We start from the raw sequence: 14,927 nt of genomic DNA, 5'->3' as shown, positions 1-14,927 counted from the left end.
ACTGAGGAGTTCTGATCATGTTTGCCACATACCTTCACGACCTGGCGTTCGCGGTGTTTCCCTACATCGCAGGGACGGTGTTCCTGATAGGGAGTCTGCTGCGCTTTGAGAAGAGCCAGTACACCTGGAAGAGCAACACCACCCAGCTGATGTCCGGTGGCCCCCGTTTCCGCCTGGGGATCAACCTCTTCCACATCGGCATCATCGGGCTGTTCCTCGGCCACTTCTTCGGTCTGCTCACACCGCAAGCCATCTACAGCGCAGTGGGTCTGACCGCCGGCGCTAAGCAGGTGCTGGCCATCGTGGCCGGCGGTATCTTCGGCATCATCACCCTGGTGGGCGTGGCCATCCTGCTGCACCGGCGGTTCACCGACCCGCGGGTGCGGCGGACCAGCTACCCCATGGACTCGTTCATTCTGGTCCTGCTGGCCGCCCAGCTGCTCACCGGCCTGCTGACGATCCCAATCTCCATGGGCCACCTGGACGGCGGCACCATGCTGCAGATCGTTGCCTGGGCACAGGGGCTGGTGACCTTCCAGGCGGATGCGGCAGCGACCATCTACGACATCCACTGGATCTACAAGATCCACATGTTCCTGGGCATGGTGATGTTCCTGGTCTTCCCCTTCACCCGCTTGGTGCACATCTGGAGCGTGCCCTACGGCTATATCTGGCGTGCCTGGCAGATCGTGCGGGTCCGCTCCGTCAACTGAAAGGCCGCCGCATGACCGGGGCGGGTCGACTCGACCCGCCCCGGTGGCACGGGAGGTAGCATGACGATTGAGGTCAACGGCGTGGAGATCACTCACCACGCCATCAATATCGAGTCGGCGCACCATAAGCGGCCGGACCTGGACCCGCGTGAGGCACAGGAGCAGGCCGCGCTGGCCCTGACCCTCCGCGAACTGCTGCGTCAGCGCGCGCTGCAACTCGACCTCGAGGTGCCCGAGGATGACAGCGATGACCAGGCACTCGACGCGGTGATCGACCGGCTCATCGAGTTGGAGGTGGACATCCCGCAGGCGGACGAGGCCACCTGCCGGCGCTGGTTCGAACAGAACCCCGACCACTTTCGGACCCCCGACCTGGCCGAGGTCCGGCACATCCTGGTGGCCGGCCACCCGGAGGACCTGGAGGAACGGGAACAGGCCCGCCAGACCGCCGAGGGGCTCATCCGCCAGTTGCAGGCCGACCCGGCGGCCTTCCCCGCCCTGGCCACCGCACACTCACGCTGCCCCTCATCGGAACAGGGCGGGCTGTTAGGCCAAGTGAGCCGGGGCGAGACCGTGCCGGAGTTCGAGGACGCCGTCCTGCGGCTGCCTGTGGGCCTCGCCCCACAACCCATTAAGACACGTTATGGCTTCCACGTGGTGGAGGTCCTGCAACGCATCCCGGGCACCGCCCTGCCCTTCGAGGCCGTGCACGAGCGCATCGCGGAGTACCTGGAGGCCGTCTCCCGGCAACGGGCGTTGAACCAGTACCTGCGCCTGCTCGTCGGTGAGGCGGACATCAAAGGCATCCAATTGGACGGGGACACCACCCCGCTGACGCAGTAGGAGCCCGATTACCCATGCAGATCAAGAGCTTCGACGACCTGAAGACCGTCGGTCTGGAGCAGGACAGCCCGCAGCTGCTGCTCCTGGTCCTGCTGCGGGCCGAGCCCGAGGACGACACCGCGCCGCCGGAGGGCACCGAGGTGATCGAAGGGCGCGGCCACCTGGTGCCGGTGATGGCCACCGACCGGGAGCTGACCGCGGACCTGCGCCTGGACGTGCTGGTGGAGGAGGCCGACAAGGTGGGCCAGCCCTGGGACCTGATTATGGTCTCCAGCCTGTCCGCCCAAGACGGCCGACTCCCCACCTCGGACGAGGCTGAACCCTACCTGAAGCAAATGGCCGAGGCCGTGGAGAACGGCGCGGATCTGTCCGGCTACGCGGTATTCGACCGCGCGGGCAGTCCGGTGCGCCTGGCCCCCCATTAAAACGGGAGAACACATGACCATGAGCACCACCACGAGAACCCTTTGGGTGGGCGACCGGGAGATCCCTGTGGATCCGGAGGGCTACATCATCAATCTTGACGACTGGTCCGAGTCGTTCGCGCAGGCCCTGGCCGACGAGGAAGGGCTGGTGCTCACCGACGAGCACTGGGACGTCATCTGCTTTATCCGCAGTTACTACTACCGCCACCAGGTCCAGCCCCAGGTGCGGGTGATGATCAAACACTTTCGCAACTACTGGGGGCCGGAGAAGGGCAACAACCACTACCTGCACGACCTCTTCCCCCGTGGTGGCCCGCAGAAGCAGGGCAATCGCCTGGCCGGTATACTGCGCACCAAAGGGGAGCATTAAATCCGCGAAGTGAGGGAGGTCGTCTGGTGGAATCCTGTGAACAATGCCCCGGCGGTGAGGGCTGCCACGGACGCAGTCTGGCGCCGGTGCTGCGGCGGGTCTACGCCCTGCACGCTGCGGGGGTGACCAACAAGTTCGACCTCCTCGACCGGCTCAGCGATGAGGACGAGGCGCTGCTGGAGCAACACGCGCGCGGGCTCACCACCGTATGCTGGACCCGGGCGGCGTTGACCGCCAGCGCCACACTGTTGGCCGAACAGCCCGCGGACGACGACACGCCGCCGGCCGAGGCGGTGGAGGCGCGCCTGGCCGCCATCCTGGCCGCCTTCGAGCGCTTCCCCTGGCGCATCGACGATCTGGTCGACGCGGCCCCGGAGCTCTACGACCTGGTCGCCGCCGAGAGCGACGGTCAGGCGGCGGTCAGCCGGCTGGGCCGGCGCCCCTTCGGTAAGCTGTGCAAACGGGCGGTCTGGGGCTAGCGCCTAGCCCAGCGCCGCCGGCGCCACGATGGGCGTGCCCAGCTCCCGCCCGAATGGCGGCAGGCCGTTGAGCAGGGCCTGGCCGTAGCGGTGGGTGAGCAGGCGCCGGTCCAGCACCGTGACCCGGCCGCTGTCCGCCTCGGAGCGCAGCAGCCGGCCGCAGGCCTGCACCAGCTTCATGCCGGCGTCGGGTACGGTGATGTCCATGAAGGGGTTGCGCCCGCGGGACTCCAGCCATTCGGCCAAGGTCGCTTCCACCGGGCTGTCGGGCACGGCGAAGGGCAGCTTGGCGATGACCACGTGGCGGCAGAGATCGCCGGGCAGGTCCACCCCCTCGGCAAAGCCGGCCAGGCCGAAGATCACCGACGGCTCACCCGCCTCCACCGCCCGGGCATGGGCCGCCAGCAACTCCACCCGCGGGCGCTCGCGCTGGCGCAGGATACGCCCCTGCCACTCGGCAGGCAGGCCCTCATAGACCGCATCCAGTTGCCGCGCCGAGGCGAACAGCACCAGGGCCCCCCCCTCGGGCTCCAGGATGCCGGGCAGCACCCGGATCAGCTCCCCGGTGTGGGCCTCCGGGTCGCGTGGGTCGGAAGCCATGCGCGGCACGTGCAGTACCGCCCGGTTACGGTAGTCGAAGGGCGAGGCCAGCGAGAGGTAACGGGTGCCGTCGTCCTCCTCCAGCCCGCAGGCCAGGCGCATGCGGTCGAACCGGCCCAGGGCAGTGAGCGTGGCGGAGGTCAGCACGGCCCCAGCGGCCCGTGACCACAGGCCGTTGCGCAACATGGCGGCGGCGGAAACCGGCGAGGCGGCAACCAGATAATCAGGCCGCCCGCTCCCCAGGGCCGTGATCCAGCGCGCCACCGGGGGCGCCTCGGACGGCTGCTCCCGGGCCACCAGCCGCCAGGTGTCGGCCAGGTGCTCCACCCGGGAGGCCGCCTCGCCCAGCTCCGGGGCCAGGCGCTCGGCCACGCTCCCCGGGGTGACCCCCTCCTCGGCGGTGACCTTGGCGAAGGCCTGACCGATCCGCCCGTAGTGCTTCTCCACCTCGGCACTGGCGTCGCGCAACCCCGGCACCAGCTCGCCCAGGGGCGCCGGCAGTTCGCCGGCGGGAAAGCGCCAGACCCCGTCCCGGTTCATCCGCTGCCAGTCGCGCCGGATCATGCCGTGCATCTCGTTGAGCATCGCCGACAGCTCGTTCACCGCCCGCTCCAGGGCCTCCAGGTGTCGGCCCGCCTCCTCCGGCAACAGGCTGATGGCCTGCCCGGCGAGCCGCGGCAGCCGCTCGAGCCACTGCACCGAGGCCAACAGCGGCGACTCGGCCCGGAAGGCATCGGTGGCGCGGGCGGCCAGGTGGTGCGCCTCGTCGAAGACGTAGAACACCTGCTCCGGAGGCGGCAGGATGACCCCGCCGCCCATGGCCAGGTCCGCCAGCACCAGGTCGTGATTGGCCACCAGCACGTCCTGCTCCTCCATGCCGCGACGGGCGCGGTGGAAGGGGCAGTCGCTGACGTGGGGGCAGCCCCGGCCGGTACAGCCGTGGCGGTCGGTGGTCATCGGCCCCTGCAGGTCGGCGGCGGGGGGCGGGCGGCGGTCCAGGTCGCCGTCCCAGTCGCCGGCCTGGAGGTCGCGGTAGAGCGCCTGCAGGTGCTCCAACTCGCCCGTCTGTGGCTTGCGCGGCCAGTGTGCCGGCCCCGCGGAGGGCCCGCCCAGGTCCATCTCGCCCTGGGCCGCACCGCCCACCAGCTGCTCCAGGTTGCGGGTACAGACGTAACGCCGCCGGCCCTTGATCAGACCGTAACTGAAGGTCAGCCCGGAGTTGGCCTGCAGCGCCGGCAGGTCGCGGTCGACGATCTGCTCCTGCAGGGCGACGGTGGCGGTGGAGATGATAAGCTGCCGCCCCTCGGCGCGGGCGACGGGGATGCCGGCCAGCAAATAGGCCAGGCTCTTACCCGTGCCGGTGGGCCCCTCGATGGCCAGCAGCCGCCGGCCCTCGCATTCGCCGGCGAGGGTGCGCGCCACCTCCGCGATCATCTGGCGCTGCTGGGACCGGCTGCGGAAACCGGGCACATTCTGCCCTACTTGGCGCAGGGCCTCACGGATCTCTTGCTTCACAGATTCTTCGAGCATGCCAGGTTTTCGCTCACCGGGGCGGCTTCGGGGGAGGCAGTTTGCAAGATATTGTACCTATACTGTTTACTGCGGGTGAGCCACTCATCCATAACAATGGGCAAAGCAGGAGGAGCTAAGACCCCATGCAAAAACTCGACGACAAAATCGCACTGGTCACCGGCGGCTCTCGCGGTATCGGCAAATCCATCGCGCTGGAGCTGGCCAAGCTGGGCGCCAAAGTGGCTATTAACTACCACGGCAGCAAGGACAAGGCCGAGGCCGTCGCCGACGAGATTCGTGGCCTGGGGACCGAGGCCCTGGTGCTGCAGGCCGATGTGGGCGATGCGGACTCTGCACGCAATCTGGTCAAGCAGGTTATCGACCAGTGGGGGCGGGTGGATGTACTGGTCAACAACGCCGGTATCACCCGGGACACCACCTTCAAGAAGATGACCGACGAGGCCTGGCACGAGGTCATCAACACCAACCTGAACAGCGTATTTTACGTCACCAGCGCCGCCCTGCCCTCCATGCTGGAGAACAAGTTCGGGCGGATCATCAACATCAGCTCCTTCGTGGGTCAGGCCGGCAACTTCGGTCAGACCAACTACGCCGCCAGCAAGGGCGCGGTGATCGCGTTCACCAAGAGCCTGGCGAAGGAAGTGGCCCGCAATAACATCACCGTGAACGCGGTGGCGCCGGGCTTTACCGCCACCGAGATGGTCGCCGCCATCCCGGAGAAGGTGCAGGAGAAGATCCTGTCCACGGTGCCGCAGAACCGTTTCGGCGAGCCGGAGGAAGTCGCGCGCGGCGTCGCCTACCTGGCTTCGGACGGCGACTACATCACCGGTCAGCAGCTCAACATTAACGGTGGTGTTTACATGTAAGGGGCCCGTCAGCCCCATCAGGGGGCGGCCTCGTAACCGGTCCCGCCGTGGCGGGGCCGGTTTTTTTCCACCTAGTCGGCGTACCTACTCGACGCGGATACGTTCCCGGTTCTCCTCCAGGGTGGTCTCACCGATGCCGCTGACCTGGGTGAGATCATCAACACTACCGAATGGCCCGTTGGCCTCGCGGTGCTCCACGATGGCCTGGGCGCGGCTCTCGCCGACGCCGACCAGTTCCTCCGCCAGCAGCCCGGCGTCAGCCGTGTTGATGTCGATACGGTCGGCCGCCAAGGCCAGTCCCGAGACGAGGGCGAGGATAAGCGCGAACAAAAAGGGGATGGTGTTACGCAGTGTCATGGCCTGTGCACTCCTTTATTCCGTTGGCCAGGGCCGGGCCCGGATGGACCACAGCCGTCCTTGAACCCCGCTTCCTGCGAGGCCAATCAAAATTAGCACCCTGCCGGCAATGAGGCAACCCGCTGCAAGCGGGCGCCCCGTCAGACGCTGGCCACGTCGTCCCACTCCTCCTGGGTCAACAGGCGATTGACATCCACCAGGATCAACAGCCCCTCCTTGCGGCTGACCACGCCGTAGATATAGCGGGAGGACTCCTCGTTCCCAACATTGGGCGCCGTGTCGATCTCCTGCTCAGCGACGTTGACCACCTCGGCCACGCTGTCGACCATGATGCCGGCGATGTGGGTGCCGGCCTCAATGACCACGATACGGCTGTTCTTATCCGGTTCGCGATCGGGCAGACCGAAGCGCAGACGGGTGTCGATGACCGTCACCACCTTGCCCCGCAGGTTGATGATGCCCATGACGAAGGGGGGCGCCCCCGGCACCGGCGCGATCTCCGAGAGCGGCAACACCTCCTGGACCTGCATCACGTTGATGCCGTAGGTCTCGTCGTCCAGACGGAACGTCACCCATTGGCTGGTCGGCCCCTGCCCGTACTGTTGTTCGTCGTCGTGCTGTTGCGCCATGTCTTGCTCCGCTGAGGTTCCTGTCCGTGCCGGCGCCACGAGGTGGCTCAGCCGCTCTGTCTCAGAGCCGGCCCTGCCCCTGATGTCGGCGCCGTGGTAAATAACTCAAGCCTCACCCTGATTCAGCAATTCCGCGAAGGCATCGGTGTCCATCAAAGCGCAGAGGTGTTCCCGCACCGTGCCTGCCAGCCAGCGACGGCGACCGCGGCGGGTGCGCCACTGCACCTGGTCCGGGCGCAGCCGCATCACCTCCCCCACCTCCCGACAGGCCAGGGCCCATTCGCCCTCACCCACCACCAGCAGTTTGCGCGGCCGCCGGTCCGCCTCCTCCAGGCGATCCCGATGCCGGTCCAGCACCAGGGTGGCGGTATCCACCACCTTCACGTTGCGCCCCCGGTAATGGAACAGCCCCCGGTACCACGGCGGTTTGCCGGGCGCCCGGGTGACCCGTTCCGGAAAGGGCACCACGCTCTGCAGTTTAATGAGCGGCACGGCCAGGCGCAGGCCGCCCACATGGAAGATCAGGGCCTGGAAATCCGGGGAGGCCCAGTCCGGGACCGGGGTCTCCGGCAGCTCCGGTACCTCCGGCACTTCCGGCGCCGGAGCGGACGTCCGGGCCGGCTTGGCCGCCGGCTCGGGCGCCGCCTCGACCCGGGGCGCCTTGCGGACCACCTCCCGGGTGTGCCGAGCCGGGATCTCCTCCGGGGCGGGCAGCGTGGGGCTCAGCTCCGGCAGATGGATCACCGGCGGCGCCGGCGACTCCCGCACCGGACGGCCCCCCTTCTCCGCGGGCCGCGCAGCGGCGGGCTCCGCCGCCGGACGCACCGCCGGCGGTGTCTCCCCGCCGCCGGACGCCTGTCCGGCCTCCGTCTCCCCGTCGCCCTCGGGGATGGCCGCCAGCAGGTCCTCCAGGTAACTGCTCACCGCGCGGTCCTGCCGGACCAGTTCCGGATCCGTTTTATCCCGTCGCTCAGCCATGCCCCACCTCCGGCGGGCCGGCCTGCTGGTCACCGGTATCCAAGGTATCCAGGAGCTTGCGGTAGGCGATACTGCCCCGTGACCAGGGCTGCATGACCGTCAACGGCCGCCCTGCGCGGCTGGCGTCACGGAACTGGGTGTCCACCGGAATCGCGCCCGCCCAGGCCCGCTCCCCGTAGACCCGCCGGATCTCCGTGAGCGATTCCACCGAGGCCCGGGTCCGGCGATCGAACAGCGTCGGCACGATGGTGTAGGGCAGCGGACGGCTGCGCGAGCGCTGCACCATCTCCAGGGTGCGGACCATCCGCTCCAGCCCCTTGAGGGCGAGGAATTCCGTCTGCACCGGCACCAGCAGGTGGTGGCAGGCGGCCAGGGCATTGACCATGAGCACGCCCAACATGGGCGCACAATCCAGAAAGGCGAACTCGAACTCATCCTCCAGGGTGGCCAGGCCGCGGCGCACCACCAGCCCCATGCCCTGACGACTGCCCAACTGTCGGTCCAGGGTGGCCAGCGCGGTGGAGGCCGGGATGAGCTTCAGCCCGGCCACCCCGGTGTCGTGGAGCAGCTCCCGGGCCGGCGGGGCCTTGCCCGGGGCGTCGAACAGATCGTAGATGCTCGGCTGCACGCTCTCCGGATCGTATCCAAAATAGGCGGTCAGCGAGCCGTGAGGATCCAGATCCACCAGCACACAACGCCGCCGCTTGAGCGCCAGCAGGCCACCCAGGCTGACGGCGGTGGTGGTCTTGCCGACCCCGCCTTTTTGATTGGCGACTGTCCAGATCCTCATGGGCTTGGCCGTGGGTCCTCCGGGTGCCTGTCTCCAGGCCGATGAATGCAATCAGCGGACCAACCCCGGGGGCTAGCGCAGCTTCGCCAGCTCCTCACCCACCTGATCCAGCGGCAGGACGCGGTCGGTGACCCCGGCCTTAGCCACCGCGGCGGGCATGCCGTAGATGACGCTGGTGGCCTCGTCCTGGGACCAGATCGGCGCGCCGGTGCGCTTAAGCAGCTTGGCACCCTCGCAGCCGTCCGCGCCCATACCGGTCAGCACCACGCCCAGGGCCTTGCCCGGGCAGTACTTGGCCGCGGAGGCGAAGGCGATATCCACGCTGGGCTTGTAAAACTGATCGGAGGAGGCGTCAAAGATCCGCACCGTCAATTTCCCGCCGCGCTCCTCCACCCCGGCCTGGCGACCCCCGGGAGCCAGAAGGGCCTGGCCCGGCCGGAGTTCGTCCCCGTTCTTCGCCTCGCGCACCTCGATCCGGCAGAGCTCGTTCAGACGCTCCGCGAACGCCGGGGTGAAGCTTGCCGGCATGTGCTGGATGATCAGCACCGGTAGCGGAAAGCCTGCCGGCAGCCGGCTCATGACCCGCTGCAACGCCACGGGCCCACCGGTGGAGGTGCCGATCACCACCAGCCTCAGCGCCCCGGGCCGGATGCGCTGACCCCGCTCCGGCGCAGGCGCTGCGGGTGCCCCGGTGGGCGCCACCGGAGCCTCCGGCCGGGCACGGGCACCGGTGGGTGGCACCGGTGCCCGCCCCGAGGCTTCGCCGGGCGCCGGCCGGGCCCGCTCCGACCGCGCCCCGCGGTCAACGGGCGCCGCCGGCCGCGGCGCGCGCCCGGCCGGCGCACCGCGGCCGCCCCCCAACGCCAGCACCCGCTCCTGGAGCTGCCGCTTGACCTGCTCCATGTCGCCGGAGATATCGGCGAAACGCTTGGGAATGAAGTCCGAGGCGCCGGCATCAAGGGCATCCAGGGTCTCCCGCGCGCCATCGTAGGTGAGCGAGGAGAACATCAACACCGGAGTGGGCTGGCGGCGCATGATCTCGCGCACGGCGGTGATGCCGTCCATTTCCGGCATCTCGATGTCCATGGTGATGACATCGGGGCGCAGCTTCTGCGCCTGCTCCACCGCCTGCCGCCCGTTCGCCGCCTCACCGACCACCTCGATGCCCGGGTGCTCCTCCAGCATCGATTTGATGCGGCGGCGGAAGAAACCGGAGTCATCCACCACCAGCGCGCGTACTTTCACCCACTACCTCCTCTTTCTGTCCGTGAAACACCGGGCCAGGGAGCAGCCCCGGCCTACAGGCGGGCGCCGTAGGCCTTCACCAGGCTGGGGATATCCACGATGAGCGCAATCTTGCCGTCACCGGTGATTGTGGATCCGGCCAGGCCCGGCAGCCCCTGCAGCATGGCCCCCAGCGGTTTGATCACCACCTCCTCGAGCCCGATGACCTCGTCCACCACAAAGCCCACGGCCTGGTTGCCCAGGATCACGGTGACCACCTGGCGCTCGTCCTCGGTACCGGCCTCCCGCATGCTGCGCACAGTGCCCTCACCCATCTGCTGCAACCAGCGCTCCAGGAAGAAGAGCGGCATGGCCTTGTTGCGCACCATCACCACCAGCCGCCCGTTCACCACATTGGTCCGCTTGTGGTTGAGCTCGAAGATCTCGCGCACCACCGACATGGGCAACGCAAACTTCCGCCCCCCCACCTTGACCATCAGCGTGGGCAAAATGGCCAGGGTCAGCGGCAACTGGATCTTCATGGTGGTGCCGACACCCAGCTCGGAGTCGATGTCCACGGTGCCGTTGAGCCGCGAGATGCTGTTCTTGACCACGTCCATGCCGACGCCCCGGCCGGAGACGTCGGAGATCTCCTCCTTGGTGGAGAACCCGGCGGCGAAGATCAGGTTGTAGCACTCCTTCTCGTCCAGCCGGTTGGCCGACTCCCGATCCATCACCCCTTTCTCCACGGCGATATTGCGCAGCTTCTCGGCATCCATGCCGCGGCCGTCATCGGCGATGGTGAGCAGGATGTGGTCCCCCTCCTGCTCGGCACCCAGCAACACCGTGCCGGTGCGCGGCTTACCGGCGGCCTCACGCTCCTCCGGCGACTCGATGCCGTGGTCGACGGCGTTGCGCACCAGGTGGACCATGGGGTCGGCGAGCGCCTCCACCATGTTCTTGTCCAGGTCGGTGTCCTCGCCGCGCATCTCCAGCTTGATCTCCTTGTGCATCCCGCGGGCCAGGTCACGGATCACCCGCGGGAAGCGTCCGAAGACCTTCTTGATCGGCTGCATGCGGGTCTTCATCACCGCCGTCTGCAGATCGGAGGTGACCAACTCCAGGTCAGAGACCGCCTGCCCCATGCGTTCGTCGCCCAACACGCCCCGCAGCGTGGCCAGGCGGTTGCGCACCAGCACCAGTTCGCCCACCAGGTTCATGATGTCGTCCAGCTTGGCGGTGTCCACGCGCACGGTGGCCTCGGGCTTGGGCGCCGGCGCCTTGCCCGCACCGCCGCTCCCGGGGCCATTTCCGCCATTACCCCCACCCTGGCCGGTGCCCCCGCCGCCCGGCGCTGGCTTGGCGGCCGGCTTGGCGCTGGCCTGCGTCCGCGGCGGCCCGGCCGGTTTGGTGGCCTGCCCCGGCGCGCTGGCGCCGGCGGGTGGCGCCGGCTGCCCGCCCTCGTCGGCCGGCTTGCCGGGCGCCCCGCCCTTGCCGTGCAGGTCATCCAGCAGGGCCTCGAACTCGTCCTCGCTGATCCTGTCGTCACCGGCCGCCAGGCTCTGATCCGCCGGTGCGGTCGCGCCGGCATCCTCGGGCAGCGCCTTCTCCGGTACCCCGGCGTGCCGGCCCTTGCCGTGCAACTCGTCGAGCAGTGCCTCGAACTCCTCGTCGGAGATCTCATCACCGCCGGCGGCGCCTTGCGCCGGCGCCCGGACCTCCGCCGGCGCAGCGTCGCCCTCGCCCTTTTCCTCCTCCAGGGCATCCAGCAGGGCCTCGAACTCCCGATCGCTGATGTCGCCCTCCGGCTCACCGGCCGCGGCGGGTTCATCGCCGGCGGGGGTGGCCGTCGACGCTGCCTCATCACCGTCGGTGCCCAGGCGCTGCTCGTCGGTGATATTCAGGGCCTCAAGGTCGCGTAACAGCTCCGGTGCGGCCGGCTGCGGGTCCTCTCCGTTCTCGATGCTATTGAACTGATTGACCACCACATCCAGCGCCTGCAGCACGGTGTCCATCAGCTCCGGGGTCACCGTGCGCTCGCCGTTGCGCAGCAGGTTGAAGACATCCTCGGTGCGGTGGCAGACGTCCACCAGCGGGTCCAGGTTGAGAAAGCCGGCGCCGCCCTTGATGGTATGGAAACCGCGGAAGACGGCATTGAGCAGGTCCTTGTCGTCAGGCCGCTGCTCCAGATCCACCAGCTGTTCACCGAGGTTGTCCAGGATTTCCCGGGACTCCACCAGGAAGTCCTGGACGATGTCGTCTTCGATGTCGATCCCCATGCCTGCCCCCTGATTGTGATGCGGTGGCGGAGCGGCCGGCGCCCGCCGGCGGGCGGTGCGGCGTACGGCTCAGAAGCCGAGGCTGGACAGCAGGTCGTCCACGTCGTCCTGGCCCTTGACCACGTCCTCGCCCTTGCCGGGCATCTGCGGCCCCTCGCCCCGCATGTCGGTCTCCTTGCTCTCCCGGGGCTTATCGGCAGCCCGGCGGGTTTCTTCACCCCGGGCCTTGCCGGACAGGGCGACCATCTGCACCAGGTTCTCCTCGACCTCCTCCACCAGTCCGATGACCCGGCGGATAATCTGGCCGGTGATGTCCTGGTAGTCCTGGGCCATCAGCGCCTCGGAGAGCTTGCTGTGCAGGTCGGAGGCGGAGAGCCGGGTGCGTCCCAGGAAGCCGTCGATATCCCGCGACAGGGTACGGAACTCGTCGGCGGAGAGCTCACGGCGGCGAAAGGCGCGCCAGCGCTCGGCCAGCTCGGCGGACTGGTCGCGCAGCGTATCGGTGAGCGGCATGGCCTCCTCGATAATGCCCAGCGTCCGGTGCGCGGCCTGCTCGGTCATGGTGATGACGTAGTTCAGGCGCTCGCGGGCATCGGGGATGTCGTTGGCCGCGATGTCCGACAGCCGGGTGTCCAGCTTGAAGGACTTGATGGCCTCGTGCAGATCGCGGGTGAGCTGCCCCAGCTGCTGGAAGAGCTCAGTCTCGCGCAGGTGGGTCAACTCGTCGACGATGGCGTCAGCGGTTTGGGCATCGCCCTGCTCCACGGCGGCCAGCAGGCGCTCGGCGGCCTCCCGGTACTGCGCCAGGGTGTCGTCCTGTTCACGCCCCATGGATTCAGGCCCCCCCGGCGTCGATCCGCTCGAAGATCTTCTCGATCTTCTCCCTCAGGGTGACCGCGGTGAAGGGCTTGACGATATAGCCGTTGACCCCGGCCTGGGCCGCCGCGATGATCTGGTCCCGTTTGGCCTCGGCGGTGACCATGAGCACCGGCAGGTCCTTGAGCTCCGGGTCGGCGCGCACCTCCTTGAGCAGGTCCAGGCCGCTCATGCCCGGCATGTTCCAGTCGGTGACCAGGAAATCGATGCCGCCGCGCTTGAGGATGGGCAACGCCGTCTTGCCGTCGTCCGCCTCCACCGTGTTGTTGAAGCCCAGGTCGCGCAGCAGGTTCTTGATGATCCGCCTCATCGTCGAGAAATCGTCCACGATGAGGATCTTCATATTCTTGTTCATGGCTATGGCTATCCCCCTAATTGCATCCGGCCCAGTGGTGTTCGGCACGGCTCAGCTCCGGCCGAGCCATTCCTTTAACGCCTCTCGCAGCTTGACCACAATCCGACCGTGGATCTGGCTGACGCGTGACTCGGTGACATTCAACACCTCGCCGATCTCGCGCAGGTTGAGTTCCTCGTCGTAGTACAGGGCCATGATGAGCTGCTCCCGTTCGGGCAGCCGGCGGATGGCCTCGGCCAGTGCCCTCTGGAAGCCCTCGTCCGTGATCTCGGCGAACGGCTCCGGATGATCCCCGGGCAACTGATGGGGCTCGCCGGTGGCCGGATCCTCCTGGTCGATGCTGAAGATGCGGGATGTGGAGACATCCTGCAGGATCTGGTGGTACTCATCGAGGGTGATGCCCAGCTCCTGGGCCACCTCGTGGTCGCGGGCATCTCGCCCGGTCCGATGCTCCACGGCCCGGATGGCCTCGGCCACCGAGCGGCCCTTGCGGTGTACCGAGCGCGGGGTCCAGTCCAGCCGCCGGATCTCGTCCAGCATCGCGCCGCGGATCCGGATACCGGCGTAGGTCTGAAAGCTGGCCCCCTGACCGGGGTCGAACTGCCGCGCCGCCTCCAGCAGGCCCACCATGCCGGCCTGGATCAAATCGTCCAATTGCACACTGGGCGGCAAACGGCCGGCCAAGTGGTGAGCGATGCGTTTGACCAGCGAGGCGTGCTGCACCAGCAGATCGTTGTCGTGCTGAGCCGCCACCTCGGCGTACATGGCATGTCCGTTCATGAGGACACCTCCCCGGTGCTGTGTTGCACCAGGCGCTCCACGAAGAACTCCAGGGTGCCGGCCAGATGCGCCGGCGAGGGCCACTTACGCACCCGCATGGCCATGTCCTTGAAGGCCCGCGCGGCCGGGCTGCCCGGGTAACTGGTCACCACCGGCTGCTGCTTCTGCACCGCACGGCGCAGGCAGTCGTCCTCGGGGACCATGCCCACGTAGTCGATGGCCAGGTCCAGGAACCGGTCGGTGGCGGCGGAGAGCTTGCGGAACAACTGCCGGCCCTCCTCGGGGGAACGCACCCGGTTGGCCACCATGTGAAAGCGCTCCACCCCGTGGTCGCGGTTGAGCACCTTGATCAGGGCGTAGGCATCGGTGATGGAGGAGGGCTCGTCACAGACCACCACCAGGACCTCGCGCGAGGCCTTGGCGAAGCTCATGACACCGTCGGAGATGCCGGCGGCGGTATCCACCAGCAGGTAGTCCAGCTCGTGATTGAGCTCGCTGAAGCTGCGGATCAGCCCGGCATGCTCCGCGGGGGTGAGTTCGGCCATGCGCTGGGTGCCCGACGAGGCCGGCACGATGGTGAAGTCCCCGGGCGCCTGGAGCAGCACCTCCTCCAGGCTGGCCGTGCCGTCAATGACGTGGGAGAGGTTCTTTCGCGGCGACAGACCGAGCATCACATCCACGTTGGCAAGCCCCAGGTCCGCGTCCATGAGCATGACGCGCTGCTTCTGCGCACTGAGTGCCGCCGCCAGGTTGACGGACACGTTGGTCTTGCCGACACCGCCCTTGCCGCTGGTTACGGCAATGACCTTGACCGGTCTGGGATTAGCCAT

Annotated in this window: 17 protein-coding genes; 6 read left to right on the top strand and 11 right to left on the bottom strand. The window is 68.1% G+C overall.

Annotation, left to right across the window (positions count from 1 at the left end; genetic code table 11):
• Positions 1-17: 17 nt before the first annotated feature.
• Genes narI through MLG_RS05110 form a run of 5 tightly spaced genes read left to right on the top strand, consistent with a single transcriptional unit; the run spans position 18 to position 2,830 of the window.
• Positions 18-713, top strand: a complete 696-nt coding sequence (narI, locus tag MLG_RS05130) for a respiratory nitrate reductase subunit gamma (RefSeq protein WP_011628748.1) — start codon at positions 18-20, stop codon at positions 711-713.
• Between the two features lie 60 nt (positions 714-773).
• Entirely contained in the window at positions 774-1,556 is a 783-nt protein-coding gene (locus MLG_RS05125; protein ID WP_011628747.1) for a peptidylprolyl isomerase, read from the top strand.
• Between the two features lie 14 nt (positions 1,557-1,570).
• Entirely contained in the window at positions 1,571-1,981 is a 411-nt protein-coding gene (locus tag MLG_RS05120) for a hypothetical protein (protein ID WP_011628746.1), read from the top strand.
• Positions 1,982-2,000: 19 nt separating this feature from the next.
• Positions 2,001-2,351: a TusE/DsrC/DsvC family sulfur relay protein gene (locus tag MLG_RS05115; protein WP_041718313.1), complete on the top strand. Its 351-nt coding sequence runs from the start codon at positions 2,001-2,003 to the stop codon at positions 2,349-2,351.
• Between the two features lie 26 nt (positions 2,352-2,377).
• Positions 2,378-2,830, top strand: a complete 453-nt coding sequence (locus MLG_RS05110) for a hypothetical protein (RefSeq protein WP_011628744.1) — start codon at positions 2,378-2,380, stop codon at positions 2,828-2,830.
• A 3-nt stretch (positions 2,831-2,833) separates the two neighbouring features.
• On the opposite strand, the gene dinG is transcribed toward MLG_RS05110, so the two are convergent.
• Complete coding sequence (dinG, locus tag MLG_RS05105) at positions 2,834-4,960, bottom strand: ATP-dependent DNA helicase DinG (RefSeq protein WP_011628743.1); 2,127 nt, start codon at positions 4,958-4,960, stop codon at positions 2,834-2,836.
• Positions 4,961-5,085: 125 nt separating this feature from the next.
• Here dinG and fabG point away from each other — a divergent pair, with 125 nt between their 5' ends.
• Positions 5,086-5,829 (top strand): 3-oxoacyl-[acyl-carrier-protein] reductase, encoded by a 744-nt coding sequence (fabG, locus tag MLG_RS05100; RefSeq protein WP_011628742.1) that lies wholly within the window; start codon positions 5,086-5,088, stop codon positions 5,827-5,829.
• A gap of 84 nt (positions 5,830-5,913) precedes the next feature.
• Here the strand turns inward: fabG and MLG_RS05095 are convergent, their stop codons facing one another.
• The 10 genes from MLG_RS05095 to MLG_RS05050 all read right to left on the bottom strand — a co-directional run bounded on the left by MLG_RS05095 (position 5,914) and on the right by MLG_RS05050 (position 14,927).
• Positions 5,914-6,186, bottom strand: a complete 273-nt coding sequence (locus tag MLG_RS05095; protein WP_011628741.1) for a ComEA family DNA-binding protein — start codon at positions 6,184-6,186, stop codon at positions 5,914-5,916.
• Between the two features lie 140 nt (positions 6,187-6,326).
• Positions 6,327-6,815: a chemotaxis protein CheW gene (locus tag MLG_RS05090; protein WP_011628740.1), complete on the bottom strand. Its 489-nt coding sequence runs from the start codon at positions 6,813-6,815 to the stop codon at positions 6,327-6,329.
• A gap of 105 nt (positions 6,816-6,920) precedes the next feature.
• Positions 6,921-7,793 (bottom strand): chemotaxis protein CheW, encoded by an 873-nt coding sequence (locus MLG_RS05085; RefSeq protein WP_011628739.1) that lies wholly within the window; start codon positions 7,791-7,793, stop codon positions 6,921-6,923.
• A complete protein-coding gene (locus MLG_RS05080) occupies positions 7,786-8,583 on the bottom strand; it encodes a ParA family protein (protein ID WP_011628738.1) in 798 nt (265 codons plus the stop codon). The genes MLG_RS05085 and MLG_RS05080 overlap by 8 nt, the downstream gene beginning before the upstream one ends.
• Before the next feature lie 72 nt (positions 8,584-8,655).
• Positions 8,656-9,828 carry a protein-glutamate methylesterase/protein-glutamine glutaminase gene (locus MLG_RS05075; protein WP_011628737.1) on the bottom strand — a complete coding sequence of 391 codons (1,173 nt, stop codon included), beginning with the start codon at positions 9,826-9,828 and terminating at the stop codon, positions 8,656-8,658.
• 53 nt (positions 9,829-9,881) lie between these two features.
• Positions 9,882-12,086 (bottom strand): chemotaxis protein CheA, encoded by a 2,205-nt coding sequence (locus MLG_RS05070; RefSeq protein ID WP_011628736.1) that lies wholly within the window; start codon positions 12,084-12,086, stop codon positions 9,882-9,884.
• A gap of 69 nt (positions 12,087-12,155) precedes the next feature.
• Entirely contained in the window at positions 12,156-12,917 is a 762-nt protein-coding gene (locus MLG_RS05065; protein WP_011628735.1) for a protein phosphatase CheZ, read from the bottom strand.
• Positions 12,918-12,921: 4 nt separating this feature from the next.
• A complete protein-coding gene (cheY, locus tag MLG_RS05060; protein WP_011628734.1) occupies positions 12,922-13,317 on the bottom strand; it encodes a chemotaxis response regulator CheY in 396 nt (131 codons plus the stop codon).
• Positions 13,318-13,368: 51 nt separating this feature from the next.
• Positions 13,369-14,097: an RNA polymerase sigma factor FliA gene (locus MLG_RS05055; protein ID WP_011628733.1), complete on the bottom strand. Its 729-nt coding sequence runs from the start codon at positions 14,095-14,097 to the stop codon at positions 13,369-13,371.
• The gene (locus MLG_RS05050) at positions 14,094-14,927 is read right to left on the bottom strand and encodes a MinD/ParA family protein (protein WP_041717918.1); all 834 of its coding nucleotides are present in this window, start codon (positions 14,925-14,927) and stop codon (positions 14,094-14,096) included. The genes MLG_RS05055 and MLG_RS05050 overlap by 4 nt, the downstream gene beginning before the upstream one ends.

This window comes from Alkalilimnicola ehrlichii MLHE-1 (genome assembly GCF_000014785.1).
Classification (GTDB): Bacteria; Pseudomonadota; Gammaproteobacteria; order Nitrococcales; family Halorhodospiraceae; genus Alkalilimnicola; species Alkalilimnicola ehrlichii.
This window is presented reverse-complemented; position numbering and strand designations above follow the sequence as displayed.

Coding starts and splice junctions, on each gene's coding strand:
- narI (WP_011628748.1), top strand. CDS start 18: ATGTTTGCCACATACCTTCACGACCTGGCGTTCGCGGTGTTTCCCTAC.
- MLG_RS05125 (WP_011628747.1), top strand. CDS start 774: ATGACGATTGAGGTCAACGGCGTGGAGATCACTCACCACGCCATCAAT.
- MLG_RS05120 (WP_011628746.1), top strand. CDS start 1,571: ATGCAGATCAAGAGCTTCGACGACCTGAAGACCGTCGGTCTGGAGCAG.
- MLG_RS05115 (WP_041718313.1), top strand. CDS start 2,001: ATGAGCACCACCACGAGAACCCTTTGGGTGGGCGACCGGGAGATCCCT.
- dinG (WP_011628743.1), bottom strand. CDS start 4,960: ATGCTCGAAGAATCTGTGAAGCAAGAGATCCGTGAGGCCCTGCGCCAA.
- fabG (WP_011628742.1), top strand. CDS start 5,086: ATGCAAAAACTCGACGACAAAATCGCACTGGTCACCGGCGGCTCTCGC.
- MLG_RS05095 (WP_011628741.1), bottom strand. CDS start 6,186: ATGACACTGCGTAACACCATCCCCTTTTTGTTCGCGCTTATCCTCGCC.
- MLG_RS05090 (WP_011628740.1), bottom strand. CDS start 6,815: ATGGCGCAACAGCACGACGACGAACAACAGTACGGGCAGGGGCCGACC.
- MLG_RS05085 (WP_011628739.1), bottom strand. CDS start 7,793: ATGGCTGAGCGACGGGATAAAACGGATCCGGAACTGGTCCGGCAGGAC.
- MLG_RS05080 (WP_011628738.1), bottom strand. CDS start 8,583: ATGAGGATCTGGACAGTCGCCAATCAAAAAGGCGGGGTCGGCAAGACC.
- MLG_RS05070 (WP_011628736.1), bottom strand. CDS start 12,086: ATGGGGATCGACATCGAAGACGACATCGTCCAGGACTTCCTGGTGGAG.
- MLG_RS05065 (WP_011628735.1), bottom strand. CDS start 12,917: ATGGGGCGTGAACAGGACGACACCCTGGCGCAGTACCGGGAGGCCGCC.
- cheY (WP_011628734.1), bottom strand. CDS start 13,317: ATGAACAAGAATATGAAGATCCTCATCGTGGACGATTTCTCGACGATG.
- MLG_RS05055 (WP_011628733.1), bottom strand. CDS start 14,097: ATGAACGGACATGCCATGTACGCCGAGGTGGCGGCTCAGCACGACAAC.
- MLG_RS05050 (WP_041717918.1), bottom strand. CDS start 14,927: ATGGCTAATCCCAGACCGGTCAAGGTCATTGCCGTAACCAGCGGCAAG.